This window comes from Parabacteroides sp. merdae-related_45_40 (assembly GCF_001915675.1).
In genome coordinates this window covers 1-16,324 of sequence record NZ_MNQY01000132.1, presented here as the reverse complement: position 1 = coordinate 16,324, position 16,324 = coordinate 1, and the positions used below count along the sequence as shown (strand labels likewise).

Here is a 16,324-nt window from a genome sequence, read left to right as displayed (position 1 = left end):
AGGTTTAGAAAATATATTTAAAACCGATCTGGGCATGCCAGCGAGACAAAACATCATTCTTGGTGATCGTATTCCTCGAATTATAAGCATATGTGTTTGTGTAGTTGCCATCTTCACCCTTCTTACTGCCGATTACCTGCAAAGGCATTACGTTATAGGCTGCGGTGTAAGTGGTTCCCCATTTCTTATTCAACATATTGGCAAAGTTCGTAACGTCGAATGTCACCTGGAATTTGCTGCCACGGTCTTTCAGCACGAAGATATCCTGCGCCACATGCAGGTCGACCCGGTTTTCCCACGGAGCCGAATTGGAGTTACGCATGGCGTACGCTCCACGATGTTTCTTTGCATAGCTGTCGCCTTCGATCCATTCGTCAAACTTCCGACGGTCTTCTTCAGTCTTGAAGTCCATCTTCTGCAGTTCGTCTTCAGTCGGGATATAAAGCAATGAGTTTCCACCCCAGCCGTCACCGTTGTAGTCGATATAGACCGTTTTCTTTTTCTCGGCATCGTAGTAAGATTCGTTCATTGTCAGACTGTAACGCTGTCCCACGTAGCCGTTATAGACAAGAGAGACGGTAGTTGCCATGAAGCCTTTGGCATAGCGGGGAGTCCGATAACCGACGGAAACCATCACACGGTGAGGGATATCGAACATGGAATAAGCCAGACCAGGGTTATTGGAATCTACCGCATAATTATATTTCCAATTGGAATAAGCCACAGAAGAGGTTCCGTCATACACCGATTTGGAATGCCCGAACGTATAAGACGCAGCCAAGTCCAAACCGAAATAGAAACTCTTTTCAAACAAGGCGGACAGAGAATAGGTATATCCCATATTCGTATTTTTCAGATTGGTAATACTGAAATACTTCTTGTCTACGGAGTAATAAGGAGTGGCGGAAGTTTCCACACCCGGAACGGCATAGACTTTGGCATTGCTCGATAATGCCAGGTTCTCAAAATATACGTTATTGAATGTTTTGGAATATAGCCCTTCCAAAGTCATCTTCACATCACCGGGCAAGACACGTTCCAATGCCAAGTTCACACGGAAAACCTGCGGATATTTAAAGTCTTTGGACACGGTCACGATATCGGGGGTCGCAGGATTTCCCTTTTGGGAATTCATGGCTCCGATCGGATCATCCGCATATTGTCCCAACGAAGGGGCGGAAGTCGAACCGGAAGCAAAGATAGTCGTACCTTTCTGCTCAACCCCGGTATTATTATAAGCATTGGAAAGCCATACAAAAGGAACGCGCCCCGTAAACAACCCCAGTCCACCACGAATCAAGGTGGTCCGGCTATCGTCCGTATACCAGCGGAATCCCAGACGGGGAGATACCATCACTTTGGCGCCGGGCATTTCTCCTACTCTTTCCTTAATATTTTTGCTTGCGGCATATTCATTGAACTCATGATTGACTGTCGGATCATTAAACAACAAAGGGATATCAAAACGTAAACCGTAAGTCAGTGAGAAATTATCGGCAACATCCCATTTGTCCTGTGCGTAGAAGCCAAACTGACCGGCTTTAATAATAGGTGTATAGCGATAGTTACCGCCCGTCACATCGGGGTCCGTATACTTGAATACATATTTGGAAGGACTGTCATTCAAGAATGCGTCCATCGAACCGAACTCCCATGAGCCGGTAACGGCTTGGATAAAGAGGTTCTTCATCCGGAATATTTCATTGTGCGTACCGAAGGTAAAAGTATGATTACCCTTATACCAGGAAAGATTGTCCTCAAATGTGTAAATATCCTGATCCAGGGCGTTTGCACCGGAAGAATACTCCGTACCGATGTTGACCGTCGTATTGTTCGTTCCGCTGTTATCGCTACCGTTAATCTTTACGTTCGGCCCTTGATAAGCCACCTGGCGTTCATCCCGGACTGTCGTAACACCTGCACGAAACTCGTTATACAAGACATCGCTCCAATGGGAGTTCCACTCGGCCACAAACGAATTCGTCTTATTTTTCATCCGGTAACCACTCCCGTTAAAGAAGTAGGTCGTGCTTGACGGGCTGAAAATGTCATCGTATGAGTTATTATACTGATAACGGAAAGCCAGTTTATTGTTCCGGTCGATATTCCAGTCAATACGTCCTAAGAAATTAAAGGCCCTCTGATCTACATCGCGTGATCCGAAACTCTCACGGATTCCGGTATATTCTTCATACTTATCGGCTATTTTCTGTGCCATATCGGTAGAAAAGCCTTTCTCGTCATATCCGGCATAAAAACGGGAGGGATAAGATTCCTTACGGTTTTCTGCATTGGCAAAGAAAAACAGCTTGTCTTTGATGATCGGACCACTCAACGTCCCGCCAAAAGTTTTTGTGGACTGTTCCGTCAATTTATCCTTTATGTTATCTTTATAAGCATTGTACTTTCCGTAAAGACCTTCATTCGTAAAATAAGAATAGACCGATGCATGGTATGTGTTGTTTCCCTGTTTGGTAATAGCGTTGATGCCACCTCCGGTAAAACCGCTTTGGCGAACATCGAAAGGAGCGACCACCACTTGGATTTCCTGGATGGCATCCATCGAAATCGGATTGGCATTCGTCTGACCACCGTTTGTACCCGACGGAGCCAGCCCGAAAACATCATTACTCACCGTACCGTCGATCTGGAAACTGTTATAACGGTTATTGGAGCCGGCAAACGTGATCCCTCCGTTTTTGGAGGTCATGGCCATCGGCATATTCTTTACGACATCATATATATTGCGGTCGACCGTCGGAGTCTCCTGTATCCTTCCTGTAGAAAAATTTTCGGATGCACCGATATTCGCTTTTGCATCAGCAGTGACTACCACTTCTCCCAATTGCTCCGAACTGGGATACAAGGTCGCATTCAGGACATATGTATTGCCCAATTCCAACCTGATATCCGTAAAAACAGCCTTTTTATAACCGACATAAGAAATCTCCACTTTATAGGGTCCTCCGGTACGCATTCCCTGGATCGTGTAGCGGCCATCCACATTCGTTACCGCACCATACATGGTTCCGGATGGTTCGTGTACCGCTACCACCGTAGCTCCTATCACATACTCATTTTGATCGTCGATAATTTTTCCGCTCAGTACGGAAGTTGTCACCTGAGCTTTTACGGAGAACCCTATGCATATCAAAACACATACAAAAAAGCAGATAACTTTTTTCATACAGAAATTTGTTTTTAATGAATACCCTCTACAAAATTTAACATTGCATCACAAAGATACAACCTTATTATCACGCTTTTATTATATTTCTGTACAAAATTAATGACAACTTATTAATTTTCATTCCCATTACGAAGGTCATCGGCAATATCCTGATGCTGCCGAGCCAACTCTTCCTCCCCTATATGCAGAAATGCTTCGGCAAGATATTCATGGGCTGCAGCGTGCTTCGGTTTCAGATCGACAGCTTTCATAAAGTCAGAAACGGCCTCGTCGTAATATTTCAGTTGAAGATAAGATTTTCCACGATTATAACGCGCTTTAAATGATTTCGGGTTCAGTCGCACGGCTTCGTTCAGGCAAGTAACCGCCTGGAAACCGTCACCCATATCGAGAAGGGTCACTCCTTTACGTACCCAAGCATCCACAAACTCAGGATAAAGCTTGAGCGCTTTGTCGAAAGAGCGAATAGCTGCATTCGGATCGTGCGCTTTCGTAATACATTCATTCCCCATCAAATAGTATTCGTGGGCATATTCTTTCTGAATCTCCCGCTGGGCGTGTATCTCCTCCCGGAGTTTCTTGATCTGCGCCCGTTGAGTGTTCATAGTTTGCAATTTCATACGGAGCAACCGTTGCACTTCTGGCTTTTCCAGCTCATTCCGCTTACTGACAGCAGCAGCGAAAGCCTCAACCATCTCTTTCACATTGCCGGATTTAAAACAACGGGCGGCACGTGCATACAACAATTCCGCCTCACTTTCACGCAAACTTTTTTCAATCAACTGCCGGTCATTAAACATCTGGCTGAACTGGACGATCTCTTTCCGCACAAAGATATCATGCGGAGAAATCCGGCTTTTCAGCACCAGCCCTTCCAGAGACGTACAACGACTTAAAGCGACATATGTCTGGCCACCAGCAAACACACCACCAGTCAAATCCACCACGACACGGCTGAACGTAAGCCCCTGGCTCTTATGCACGGTGATCGCCCAGGCAAGACGAATCGGCAACTGCTCGAAAGTACCGACAATTTCTTCTTCGACCTTTTTCTCCTTTTCATTGTATTTATACTTATAGTTGCGCCAGGAAGTCGGCTCGACCAGATATTCCCTCCCGTCCTCTAACAGGACGTAGACATTCCCATTCTCGTCGATCCCCGACACCATACCGATCGTACCATTGACCCAACGACGTTCATAATCATTATCGATAAAAATAACCTGGGCCTGCTCCTTGATGGATAGGTTTAATTGTGTCGGCAGAGACGACTCAGGAAAATCACCTTCGATCTTGCCGTGAGAAACGAACTCTTCACCGGGCAATTCCCCCAACTTCCGTTCATTGATAAAATCCACCTGATCCCGCCGGGTGGCAAGCGTGATGTACATATCCTCGTTTCGAGGTATAAAATCAGGGAAATAGCGAGCATTCAAAGTATCCAACTCCTGTTTCCGGGCAATATTGCTACGGATACGATCCAAAATATTGATAAATACAGGATCTGTCTGCCGGTACACTTTCTGCAATTCGATCGGGACCAGATTTATATCTTTGAAGACACGGGCCGAAAAGAAAAACGGACTGGCATAGAAGAGACTTAATATTTCTTTCTGGTCGGCAGGGACCACCGGCTCCAATTGGAAGACGTCGCCGACAAACAGCAATTGCTTGCCTCCGAACGGCAAACGCATATTACCGGAAAAGACACGCAAGATCCGGTCGACACAATCGATGATCTCTGCCCGTACCATCGAAATCTCGTCTATAATGATCAATTCCACTTCCGAAATCAACTTCCGATGCTCTTTCCTGTATTTGAAAAACTCGAAGATCCGTCCGTTCTTCAGACTCAAATCCGGATCATCGGGCAACATCGGGCGAAAAGGTAATTTAAAAAAAGAATGAAGCGTCACCCCTTCCGCGTTAATCGCGGCTATCCCTGTCGGTGCCAATACGACATATTTCTTTTTCGTATGTGCGCAGATGTATTTCAAGAACGTGGATTTACCCGTTCCGGCCTTCCCGGTCAAGAAGACGGACTGACGTGTATGAGTGATCAGTTGCAGGGCATCCTGAAACTCCTTATTATCTGTGTCTAACTGAAATTCCAATCGTGTAATTTTTAAGTAGACAAAGCTATAGAATATTTTATATATCTACTCATAAAAAGTCCATAATTTATTTGCATATGTCCGAAACTTTGTCTTATTTTGTGATATCAAAATAATATCAAATAACGATCATTATGAAAACACAGGAAAAGAACTTCGACGGCATCAAATTATCCGGTTTTACGGCTATACTTATCATGCTTGCTTTAACAGGGACAGCCATATATCTACTATCGCTGCCACAAACACCGAGTATCATCGCCGGTGTCATCTGCGGGATATGCGTTGTTGTCATGTTACCCGGATTTATGATCATCCAGCCAAACAATTCGCGCGTATTGACTTTTTTCGGCAGATATGCCGGAACGGTCATAAGTAACGGTTTCTATTGGGTAAACCCACTTTTCCTGAAATCAACCGTAACATTACGCATCCTAAACTTGAACATCGACCCGATCAAAGTCAACGATAAAGTCGGAAATCCGATCATGATCGGAGCCGTGGTCGTCTGGAGAATAAAAGACACCTACAAAGCCAGTTTCGATATATCCGGAAACATCCGAGAGTTTGTCCAAATACAAAGCGATGCCGCTCTTCGGCAAGTAGCAGGCATGTATGCTTACGACACAAATGAGACGATTGATAAAGTCACACTCCGTTCCGATGAAAGCGGAGAAATAACCCAACGCCTAGAAGACGAACTCAACAGCCGTCTTGCCATCGCTGGAATCGAAATTGTGGAAGCCCGTATCAACTATCTGGCTTATGCATCCGAAATCGCCAGCGTGATGTTACGCCGCCAGCAGGCAGACGCCATCATTTCTGCCCGCGAACGGATCGTGGAAGGAGCTGTCAGCATGGTTCACCTGGCATTGGAAAAGTTAGAGAAAGACGGTGTTGTCGAGCTGGATGAAGAACGGAAAGCAGCAATGGTCAGCAATCTGCTGGTAGTCCTTTGCGCAGACGAGTCCGCACAACCTGTAGTCAATACAGGTACTTTATATCAGTAACTTAATACAGTAATACTAAATATGGCCAAAAAGGAAAATGGAAATGCGACCAAGAGTTTCATATTGCGTGTGGACGCAGAAATGATGGAAGCGATCGAAGCCTGGGCTGCCGATGAATTTCGGAGTACAAACGGCCAGATACAATACATTTTGGATCAAGCCCTACGCAAGGCAGGGCGCCTCAAAAAGAAACGAATACTAAAATCTGAAGAGAAAAATAAAGAGTAGAAAACAATAATAACGAAAACCTGTCCGGACGTTTTTTAAATATCCTTCGGTAGAAAATAACTTTTCAACTGAAGGATATTTCTTTCTATTCATTATAAATCAACGGCTAATAAATAACCACGCATCCTTATATTTCGGATTGGAACGGAGAGTTGCCATATAAGATTCCGCAGCTTCGCGATTATCAAACTTATCCGCATAGATACGATACTTCCCGTCACGAACAACCTTGCTGACATGCTTACATTCGTTACGATCTACACCGGCAATAAATTCGTCCGCTTGCGATTCTGATGGAAAACTGGCGATTACGATATGATACATTTTTTTAGATTGGACAACTACAGGCCTGGACACAAACGCCTTCTTTTCCGGAGCCGGAACAGACACAACTTTTTTCACTTCACGCGCAATCACCTCTTCCGATGACTCTTGCTTCGTATCTGCCTCCGCCACAGTACTGTCTGGCAAAACCGCTTCAAGAAGAACCGGCTTTTGTACAACCATCCCCGTCGGAACAAAACTGGCTGTATAAGCCTCTTGGTTAACATCTCTAACCGGAGTAGAAACCAACAGGAACAATGCCACTGCAGCAGCCGAAGCCATCACTGTACGGATAAGTTTACGGCTAATCGGAATATAAAGAGTATCTTTCTTCTCTTTTTGGGATACAAGAAGAACCGCTTCTTCGCGTTCCATCTCTAGTGGAGCGAGAACCGGGAAATGGAAAACAGGCAAGCCATACGAGCCGACACTGAACAGATCGGTTTCCCCCGGATGGAAAATCATCTGTCCTTCTTCTCCTATGCTGAACGAACCTAACACCCCTAACGACAACTTTCCATATTGTTGCAGGATGTTCTTTATATCCTCCACATCTTCTTCCAGCATCAGTTGTGCCTGACGATAGCTCACCTCGTGCATCTGCATATACGATTCAGGCAAAAGCCCGTCATTATGTTGCAGCGTCATATTGAAACCGATCTCTTTTCTCAAAGGACGAAACGTATGTTCCTCCTTATGCTGCATGGCCGGAACAGCCTGCAGAACAAAACCTCCGAACTTCGGCACAATCACACAATCATGCACTAAAAGCAAACGTTCAATATGTGTTACAATTCTAAGCATACAACAAAGGTAAATCTTTTGTCTGGATTGACAAAAAATTTATAGGATTACAATTGATGAAATTCGTATCTTTGTAAGGAAAAGAATCAATTAATCAATAAAGATCATATCATGCTTGCATATACATATATTGAAAAAGGCAAATTTGGTTTAACAGAAAAACCGAAACCGAAAATTACGGATGCACGGGATGCGATCGTGCGTGTGACCCTGGGTAGTATCTGCACCAGTGACCTGCATATCAAGCACGGAAGTGTACCCCGCGCAATACTCGGAACAACCGTCGGACATGAAATGGTAGGTGTCGTCGAAGAAGTGGGAACAGGCGTCACATCTGTCAAACCCGGAGACAGAGTAACCGTGAACGTCGAGACTTTCTGTGGAAAATGCTTCTTTTGCCAACACGGATATGTCAATAATTGTACCGACCTCAACGGTGGCTGGGCTTTAGGCTGCCGTATCGACGGAGGACAGGCGGAATATGTCAGAGTACCCTATGCCGATCAAGGACTGAATCGCATTCCCGACACGGTCAGTGACGAGCAGGCTCTGTTTGTCGGAGACATACTTGCCACAGGTTTTTGGGCTACTCGCATCTCGGAAATTACGGAGAAAGACACGGTCCTCATCATCGGTGCAGGGCCTACCGGAATTTGTACTTTACTCTGCTCGATGCTGAAGAACCCGAAGCATATCATTGTCTGTGAAAAGTCCCCTGAAAGGGTTCGGTTTATCCGTGAACATTACCCTGACGTATTGATCACGACTCCTGATAACTGTAAGGAGTTTGTACTCAAAAACAGTGACCACGGCGGAGCAGATGTTGTTCTGGAAGTGGCAGGGAGCGAAGACAGTTTCCAGATGGCGTGGGAATGCGCTCGTCCAAACGCGACAGTCACAATCGTGGCTCTTTACGATAAACCTCTACTTTTCCCTCTGCCTGACATGTATGGTAAGAACCTGATTTTCAAAACCGGTGGAGTAGACGGTTGTGATTGTGCTGAGATTCTCCAACTGATTGAGGAAGGCAAGATAGACACCACTCCCCTTATCACCCACCGCTTTGCATTGAACGAGATCGAGGAGGCTTATCGAGTTTTTGAAAACAAACTGGACGGTGTAATCAAGATTGCTATTTATTAAAAGACTTGTCAAATGCCTGTTATCGAAATATCTTCTTTATCTCATCCCGGAGTCGAGATGTTCTGTACACTCACCGAAGCTCAGTTGCGCAATCGTATCGAGCCAGACAAAGGTATTTTTATCGTAGAAAGCCCAAAGGTTATCACGAGGGCTCTGGATGCCGGCTACGAACCTTTAGCCATTTTGTGCGAGCACAAGCATATCACAGGAGATGCTTCCGATATCATTGAACGTTGTAGCAACGTGCCTGTCTATACAGGAGAAAGGGAGTTGCTTGCGACATTGACCGGCTATGTCCTGACACGCGGTGTCCTTTGCGCCATGCGTCGTCCTGAGCCACGCGGCATGGAAGATGTATGCCAGAAGGCCCGACGCATCGTCGTAATCGATGGGGTTGTCGACACAACCAATATCGGTGCTATTTTCCGTTCGGCGGCGGCTCTTGGAATTGATGCCGTATTACTGACACGCAACTCTTGTGACCCATTGAACCGTCGCGCAGTCAGAGTGTCAATGGGGACAGTCTTTCTTGTGCCCTGGACTTGGATGGACGGTTCTCTTGGCGACTTGGGAAGACTGGGTTTTCGTACGGCAGCCATGGCACTCACAGACAATTCTATTTCCATCGATAATCCTGTCTTGGCAACCGAACCCAGATTGGCAATCGTGATGGGGACTGAAGGGGACGGACTTTCGCAGGAAACGATTGCCGCAGCCGACTATGTTGTCCGCATCCCCATGTCGCACGGTGTCGATTCACTTAATGTGGCAGCCGCAGCGGCCGTGGCATTTTGGCAACTTCGTGCTCCGAATCCACAATAATTTCCCGATCGCATATCGTTTACCGGCAACCGTTGTAGATATTTTCAATTATGATTACTTTTGCCATCCTATTAAAAAGCGTAAGACCATGGCAGACAATTATCTGGAAAAGAAATACGAAGAATATAAATCCCGCAAGGAGGGACGTACGAACCATCCGTACAATGGTAGGAAAACAACCGTTATCCACAAAACCAGGAGAGTCTTTGTAACAGGAGGTGCGGAAGGTATAGGCAAAGCGATCGTAAGAGCTTTCCGTTCCGCCGGACACCGCGTGGCGTTCTGCGACCGTAACGAAGCGGCGGGAAAAGAGACAGCGTTGCAGACCGGAACTTCTTTTTTCCATGTTGACGTAAGTGACCAAGAAGCGCTAGAGAACTGCATGCAGCAGATTTTCAAGGAATGGGGCGATATCGATATCATAATCAACAATGCGGGAATCAGTTGTTTCTCCCCTATCACGGAAACCGGTGTGGAAGATTTCGACCGGATATTATCCGTGAACTTGCGTCCAGTTTTCATCACTTCCCGCAGATTGGCCATTCACCGCCAATCACAGGAGGCACCCAATCCGTTCGGACGGATCGTCAATATCTGTTCCACTCGCTATCTGATGAGCGAACCCGGCAGCGAAGGTTATGCGGCATCCAAAGGCGGTATCTATTCGCTGACGCACGCCCTTGCACTATCGCTTGCCCAATGGCATATCACGGTCAACTCGATTTCGCCGGGCTGGATCGAGACGCGCGACTACGAACAGCTTCGCCCAGAAGATCACGCCCAACATCCGTCGGGGCGAGTAGGTAAACCGGAAGACATCGCCCGTTTGTGCCTGTTCATCTGCCAGGAGGAAAATGATTTTATGAACGGCGAGAACGTAACGATCGATGGAGGGATGACAAAGAAAATGATCTATATCGAGTGACAATCGCTATACCATAGGCATGACACAACCGTTACATAGACATGGCACAACTGTTACCATAGCATGAAACTGTTGTTTCCTCGGCATGAAACGACTGTACCATGCCGAGGAAACAACAGTGCCAACGGCATGAAGAAATCGTGGCACAACTATAAAAGATCATCAAAGCCGGATTCCTTTTCTATTTCCATATACACTCCAGAGACAGGATGAATAAACCCCAAGTATTCGGCATGCAGATACAAGCGGTCTGCCTTCCTGCCATACAACTCATCCCCTACTATCGGGGCATTCAAGCCAAGCGGATGGGCCGAATGGACACGCAATTGATGTGTGCGCCCGGTTTTCGGTATGAAAGAAATAAAAGTACGCCCCGAATCATAATGCAGCACAGTATAATCAGTCACGGCAGGTTTTCCGTGAACCGCATCGACCACCTGCCGCGGCCGGTCTTCCGGATCCGGGCGAAGGGGGAGTTCAATATGACCTTCTTTTTTCTCCACAATGCCATCCAACCAAGCGACATATCGTTTACACACCGTCCGGTTCTTGAACTGTGCCTGCAAGTTCTGGTGCACTTCCTTTGTCTTGGCAACGAGCATCAGACCGGATGTTGCCATATCTAAGCGATGCACGACCATCGGTCCGGTCGCTTCGGGATACATCCGTCGCACTCGCCCGTAGACGGAATCGATATCCGATTTTCCGGGGACTGACAACATGCCGGCCGGTTTGTTCACTACCGACAACCATTCGTCTTCATACATGATTTCCAACTCCGTACCCCGGTGCATATCCGTTTCCAACGGGTTTTTCTCGACGTGTAGGCCTTGTAGCATATGCTTCAGGATCGGTCCGCATTTCCCTTTGCAGGCCGGATAATAATATCCATGACGGCGGATCTCGTTTTTCGGAGAATCTCCCCACCAGAATTCAGCCATAGCAAGAGGTTGCCAACCGTTCCGGTAGGCATATTGCAGAAGCTTGGGAGCCGCACACTCACCTGCACCTGCCGGTGGCGTCTTTTGGACGGTATCTTTAAACAAGTTGCACAAATCCCGTTCCTCTCCGCGGGCGTTCAACATGCGGAATTGTTTGAAAAGCCATTGTTGAAGGGCAGCCGAACGGGTCTTGCGTTCTGCTTTGAGGCGTTCGATTTCCGTCTCGAACACCTCTACTTCCGCTTGGAGGGAAGCAAGGTGATCTTTCCAATATTGTTTCTGCCGTTTCAGTTCCGCTTTCTGGAACTGGCTTTCACGGATCAGCTGCTCCGAATCTACCCGTGTGACGGTCGAACGCAACCGGTCACGTTCAACCTTAGCCGCTTTCATCCGTTCCCGTATATCATCCAAAACCTGTCCGGCAAGGATCGTCTCATCAGTCAACCGTTGCTTGCAATCTTTATATCGCACGTCTGCCTGCAACTCCTCGATCCGCCTGTTGATTCCCGATATCTGTTCTTCTTCGATTCTGAAAAAGCCATCTGGCTCTTGCACGTCATAAACCGGAGGCACGAAATAAGTGTGTCGATTCTTCCCTGCCAGGATGCCGGAGAAGGCTGCCAAATAGCCGACTTCCCCCTCTCCTGTACGGACAATCAAAACGCCGAACATCTTCCCTTTCCGCAGTTCCTCCTGCCATTCTCCCTTTGTCGACAAATAGCGCCCGACCTCGCCCGCTGCCGCCACACAAAGGGGATGCGGGGTATAATGGAACGGATAGGTAAACTTTTCCGGCAGAGAGAGAAGAGAAATAGAATCTGCAAAATAGTGAAGTTTGTTCATGCTTTTTCCGAATCAAAACGTTTTATCCGGCAAAAGTAAAGGATTTTTTTGGACAGCTCCGTTTTATCCAGTAGATTTGTAACCATCAATTTTAGACCAATTAATAATTAGCGTTTTAACAGACCATGAACAGACTCATCATCGCCTTGTTAGGCTCCGTCCTGTATTCCGGCGCAAGTATGGCCCAGAAACAGACCTATTTTACCAATCCTGTTATTCACGGGGATGTCGCCGACCCGTCCATCCTGAGGATCGATGATACTTATTATGCAACGGGGACTTCCTCCGAATGGGCTCCCTACTATCCGGTATTCACATCTAAAGACCTAGTCAACTGGAAACAGACCGGACACGTATTCGAGCAGCAGCCGGAATGGACCAAGTCGTCGTTCTGGGCTCCGGAATGGTATTATCATAACGGTAAGGTTTATGTATACTATACCGCACGAAAGAAGTCGAACAACACTTCCTACATCGGAGTAGCCACTTCCGACTCTCCGACAGGCAAATTCAAAGATCACGGACCGGTTGTCGAATCCGGAACGGAAGCGATCGATGCTTTTATCCTCGAAGACAAGGGTGATTTATACATCAGCTGGAAAGCCTACGGACTGGACAACCGGCCGATCGAACTTCTCGCCAGCAAGTTGACTCCGGACGGGTTGAAATTGACCGGCAAGCCGTTCAGCCTGCTCCGAGACGACGAACGTGTGGGGATGGAAGGACAGCACTGGTTCAAAAAGAACGGTTACTACTATCTGATCTATGCGATTAATGGTTGTTGCGGTCCCAATAGCGACTATGCCGTAGCTGTCGCCCGCTCGAAGAAGCTCGAAGGGCCTTATGAAAAGTATGAAGGAAATCCGATCCTGCACGGGAGCGACGAGATACAATCTATCGGTCATGGCACACTGACGACAACGCCTGACGGACGTATGTTTTATCTATGTCACGCCTATTCGGAAGGCAGCGATTTCTTTTTAGGGCGTCAGCCCCATCTCCAGGAGTTGCGTTTCGGAGAGGACAACTGGCCTTATTTCGTTACCGGCGAATATGCCCGCTTGGTACAACCGATGCCTTTTGCCGATTGCGTGCAAGAGCCTGTAACTGGTTTCTTCGACAATTTTGCCGGCCCGAACCTGCGCCCGGAATGGAGTTGGAATTATCCGTACTCGAATGTCCAAACTAAAATCGAAGCGGGCAGACTGTGGCTGAGTGGTTCTCCCAAGCCGGAATGCAAGACAGGAGAGGCACTTTGCCTTCGTCCTGCATCTTCGGGCTACACATTGGATGCCGGCATAACAAACCAAAATGGCAGTTGGAAAGGGATCACGCTTTACGGGGATAATAGCTATTATATCGCTTACGGCCCGGTCGGCGACCGATTGCAAATAAAGTTGGTTCGAGAAGGGAAGGAACAACAGTTGGCCGATCTGCCACTGCCCAGCATGGCATTGCATCTGCGCATGCAGGTGAAAGAAGGACTCCCCTATCAATTCGCCTGGAGTAAAGACGGCAAGCAATGGACTCCGGTGAACCACGGTCTATCGGAAGAAGCCATACGCTCACTTATTCGCTGGGATCGGGTGGCACGTCCGGGACTTTATCATGAAGGAGACGAAAAGGAGCCTGCCGTATTTGAATACTGTTCTTTATCCTATCAATAAGAATTAGAAAACGGCATTTGCCAGTTTTCTCAGAATATCTTCATAGGGGATGACAGATGACTTGCGCAACAAGACTCCATCATCCCCATGCATATTTCCACAGACAGGCAAGCACAGACTTAGGCACGGGATTCCCGGCAGATCTGAGCTGGAGCCTTTACTGTATTCCCAAGTCTCATCGGGTTCTGCTTCATGTACAAACACGCACGAAGTACCGCTTGCTTGAAGTAATTCGACAATGTGATAACCGGTTATTATATCAAAACCATGATCGTTTTCGATAGAGAAAGCAGCTTCATCTTCCCAACCTTCATTCGTGACATCAAGCACGAGAGCCTTACCTACCAGACATTCCATTCGGCCTAACATCTGCATGATTTCGATGGCTCCTGCCGAGTCTTTCTCTTCATCTCCCGTGAAAGCGACCAGAACGGATTCATCCAGTTCGCCCCGCAACATCAGGTCGATCACGGCAGCATTGGTCGCACTATTGTCGAACGTGCCCTTCCAGCAAAGTTCGTCTTCGTCTTTGGCAAAACAATTTTTATAAACGCAATCAATATGGGATGAAACAAGCGTCCGGTAAGTATTTTCTTCTTCCATCGGCTTTCCATACAGCAAAGAAAGATTTCCCTCGCCCAACAATTCATAACCCGAATTTTCCAACAAGGCTTTTATCTCATGTATCCGGTCTTTCTTCCGGAACTGTTTTCCGTCATCCTTACAATCCACCGTCAACCGTTTCAACAATTCTGCATATTCCATATATCCCTTCTTCCTATAAAACTACATTAAAAACTCATCCGATCAACAAATATATGGCAGAAACAACAAACCCGCACATATTTGGTATTTAAACTTGGAAGATAATGTTGATTATGCCTAAATTTGTAGAAAAGAACAGACTCAATATGCCATCAACCCGTATCCGACAAGAACAGGAGATCGTCTCACAGATGGTCCGTATCTATTGCCGTCAGAAAGAAAAGCATACGGATTTATGCCCGGATTGTAAAGAACTTTTGCAATATGCTCATGCACGACTGTCTCATTGTCCTTTCGGAGAGAAGAAAACAACATGCCGGTTATGCCCTGTTCATTGCTACAAACCGGATAGGCGCAAGAAAATGCAGGAGGTCATGCGTTTTGCTGGCCCCAGAATGATATTATATCATCCGACAGCTGCTATCCGGCATCTGCTACAAGAATTTTTTCATAAATAGAAATCCATTGTTATTAAAAATCCATGCTACAGAAAATAAATTGGTCTGCAATTAGTCCTGATGAATCAGAAAAGCTAAAAAACGAATTGGTAGAAGTATGGGAGGCCTCCGTTCGAAGCACCCACCGTTTTCTGACCGAAAAGGATATCCGGTTCTTCAAGCCGTTAGTCCGGAACAAATATATTCCGGTTGTCGAATTATACACCATCCGAAATGGACAAAACCGGATAGCTGCATTTATGGGGCTAAGTGACGAATTAATCGAAATGCTTTTCGTCCATCCGGAAGAACAAGGAAAAGGGTACGGCAAGCTGTTAATCGAATTTGCCATTCACCACAAACAGATATTCAAAGTAGACGTCAACGAACAAAACGAAAAGGCTACTTCTTTCTATCTGAACAGAGGATTTGATATTGTCGGAAGAGATGAAACCGATCCAAACGGCAATCCATTTCCGATCCTGCATCTTTCGCTCAATGAAACAATCGTGCAGGCTTCAGACAGTTCCTTCGAAATCCGGCAAATCTTCCGCCATAAGAAACGTTTCCTCGATCTTCTGTTGTTGGCCGATGAACAGGAATCGATGATAGACCTTTATCTCGAACGGGGAGAAATGTTTGCTTTGTACGATCAAAATATCCTAAAAACTATTTGTGTTGTCACGGATGAAGGTGGCAAAACGATCGAACTCAAAAATATCGCAACCGATCCACAATATCAGAAACAGGGATATGGCAAAAGATTGATCCGATTTATCTCCGAACATTATGCGGGGAAATATGACACTCTGCTTGTCGGCACAGGTGAAAGTCCGCTGACCATCCCTTTCTATGAACAGAACGGATTCAAATACTCGCATCGTATCAAGGATTTCTTTACCGACAATTATGATCATCCTATATACGAAGACGGCAAGCAACTAGTGGATATGGTCTACTTACGAAAAGAACTTTCCAAGTCCAAGTAACAAAGTAGTAACAAAATCAATTCAGTAAAATCCGATTGTTTCAAAAATAAACAAACAAATACTTGCATAGTAAAAAAGGAATGCCTACGTTTGTGCATCCAAGTCCTTGACTAAGAAAAAAT

The 16,324-nt window shown here is 46.3% G+C and carries 13 protein-coding genes and 1 pseudogene; 9 read left to right on the top strand and 5 right to left on the bottom strand.

Annotated features, from left to right (window positions below):
* Positions 1-4 precede the first annotated feature (4 nt).
* Both BHV83_RS18785 and BHV83_RS18780 read right to left on the bottom strand, forming a co-directional pair.
* Entirely contained in the window at positions 5-3,187 is a 3,183-nt protein-coding gene (locus BHV83_RS18785; protein WP_122205722.1) for a TonB-dependent receptor, read from the bottom strand.
* 113 nt (positions 3,188-3,300) lie between these two features.
* Positions 3,301-5,304 carry a tetratricopeptide repeat protein gene (locus BHV83_RS18780; RefSeq protein ID WP_286757894.1) on the bottom strand — a complete coding sequence of 668 codons (2,004 nt, stop codon included), beginning with the start codon at positions 5,302-5,304 and terminating at the stop codon, positions 3,301-3,303.
* Between the two features lie 134 nt (positions 5,305-5,438).
* Between BHV83_RS18780 and BHV83_RS18775 the strand changes: the two genes are divergently transcribed.
* Positions 5,439-6,314, top strand: a complete 876-nt coding sequence (locus BHV83_RS18775) for an SPFH domain-containing protein (protein ID WP_005641579.1) — start codon at positions 5,439-5,441, stop codon at positions 6,312-6,314.
* 21 nt (positions 6,315-6,335) lie between these two features.
* Positions 6,336-6,542 (top strand): type II toxin-antitoxin system antitoxin, encoded by a 207-nt coding sequence (locus tag BHV83_RS18770; protein WP_005641581.1) that lies wholly within the window; start codon positions 6,336-6,338, stop codon positions 6,540-6,542.
* A 99-nt stretch (positions 6,543-6,641) separates the two neighbouring features.
* On the opposite strand, the gene BHV83_RS18765 is transcribed toward BHV83_RS18770, so the two are convergent.
* A complete protein-coding gene (locus BHV83_RS18765) occupies positions 6,642-7,670 on the bottom strand; it encodes an HU domain-containing protein (protein WP_122205114.1) in 1,029 nt (342 codons plus the stop codon).
* A 111-nt stretch (positions 7,671-7,781) separates the two neighbouring features.
* On the opposite strand from BHV83_RS18765, the gene BHV83_RS18760 reads away from it, so the two are divergent.
* From BHV83_RS18760 to BHV83_RS18750, 3 genes are all read left to right on the top strand, one after another.
* Positions 7,782-8,813 carry an alcohol dehydrogenase gene (locus BHV83_RS18760; RefSeq protein WP_122205723.1) on the top strand — a complete coding sequence of 344 codons (1,032 nt, stop codon included), beginning with the start codon at positions 7,782-7,784 and terminating at the stop codon, positions 8,811-8,813.
* 12 nt (positions 8,814-8,825) lie between these two features.
* Entirely contained in the window at positions 8,826-9,635 is an 810-nt protein-coding gene (locus BHV83_RS18755) for a TrmH family RNA methyltransferase (RefSeq protein ID WP_005641587.1), read from the top strand.
* 88 nt (positions 9,636-9,723) lie between these two features.
* A complete protein-coding gene (locus BHV83_RS18750; protein ID WP_005641589.1) occupies positions 9,724-10,560 on the top strand; it encodes an SDR family NAD(P)-dependent oxidoreductase in 837 nt (278 codons plus the stop codon).
* Positions 10,561-10,709: 149 nt separating this feature from the next.
* On the opposite strand, the gene BHV83_RS18745 is transcribed toward BHV83_RS18750, so the two are convergent.
* The gene (locus BHV83_RS18745) at positions 10,710-12,344 is read right to left on the bottom strand and encodes an RluA family pseudouridine synthase (protein ID WP_122115262.1); all 1,635 of its coding nucleotides are present in this window, start codon (positions 12,342-12,344) and stop codon (positions 10,710-10,712) included.
* A gap of 125 nt (positions 12,345-12,469) precedes the next feature.
* Between BHV83_RS18745 and BHV83_RS18740 the strand changes: the two genes are divergently transcribed.
* Positions 12,470-14,011: a family 43 glycosylhydrolase gene (locus tag BHV83_RS18740; protein ID WP_286757893.1), complete on the top strand. Its 1,542-nt coding sequence runs from the start codon at positions 12,470-12,472 to the stop codon at positions 14,009-14,011.
* 3 nt (positions 14,012-14,014) lie between these two features.
* On the opposite strand, the gene BHV83_RS18735 is transcribed toward BHV83_RS18740, so the two are convergent.
* Positions 14,015-14,776 (bottom strand): hypothetical protein, encoded by a 762-nt coding sequence (locus BHV83_RS18735; RefSeq protein WP_122205725.1) that lies wholly within the window; start codon positions 14,774-14,776, stop codon positions 14,015-14,017.
* Positions 14,777-14,880: 104 nt separating this feature from the next.
* Here BHV83_RS18735 and BHV83_RS18730 point away from each other — a divergent pair, with 104 nt between their 5' ends.
* The 3 genes and pseudogenes from BHV83_RS18730 (at position 14,881) to BHV83_RS18720 (ending at position 16,202) form a co-directional block, all read left to right on the top strand.
* Positions 14,881-15,234: a nitrous oxide-stimulated promoter family protein gene (locus tag BHV83_RS18730; RefSeq protein WP_122205726.1), complete on the top strand. Its 354-nt coding sequence runs from the start codon at positions 14,881-14,883 to the stop codon at positions 15,232-15,234.
* A gap of 23 nt (positions 15,235-15,257) precedes the next feature.
* Positions 15,258-15,659 (top strand): annotated as a pseudogene (locus tag BHV83_RS18725) (GNAT family N-acetyltransferase); the annotation flags it as partial.
* Positions 15,660-15,749: 90 nt separating this feature from the next.
* A complete protein-coding gene (locus BHV83_RS18720; RefSeq protein ID WP_224204878.1) occupies positions 15,750-16,202 on the top strand; it encodes a GNAT family N-acetyltransferase in 453 nt (150 codons plus the stop codon).
* Positions 16,203-16,324 lie beyond the last annotated feature (122 nt).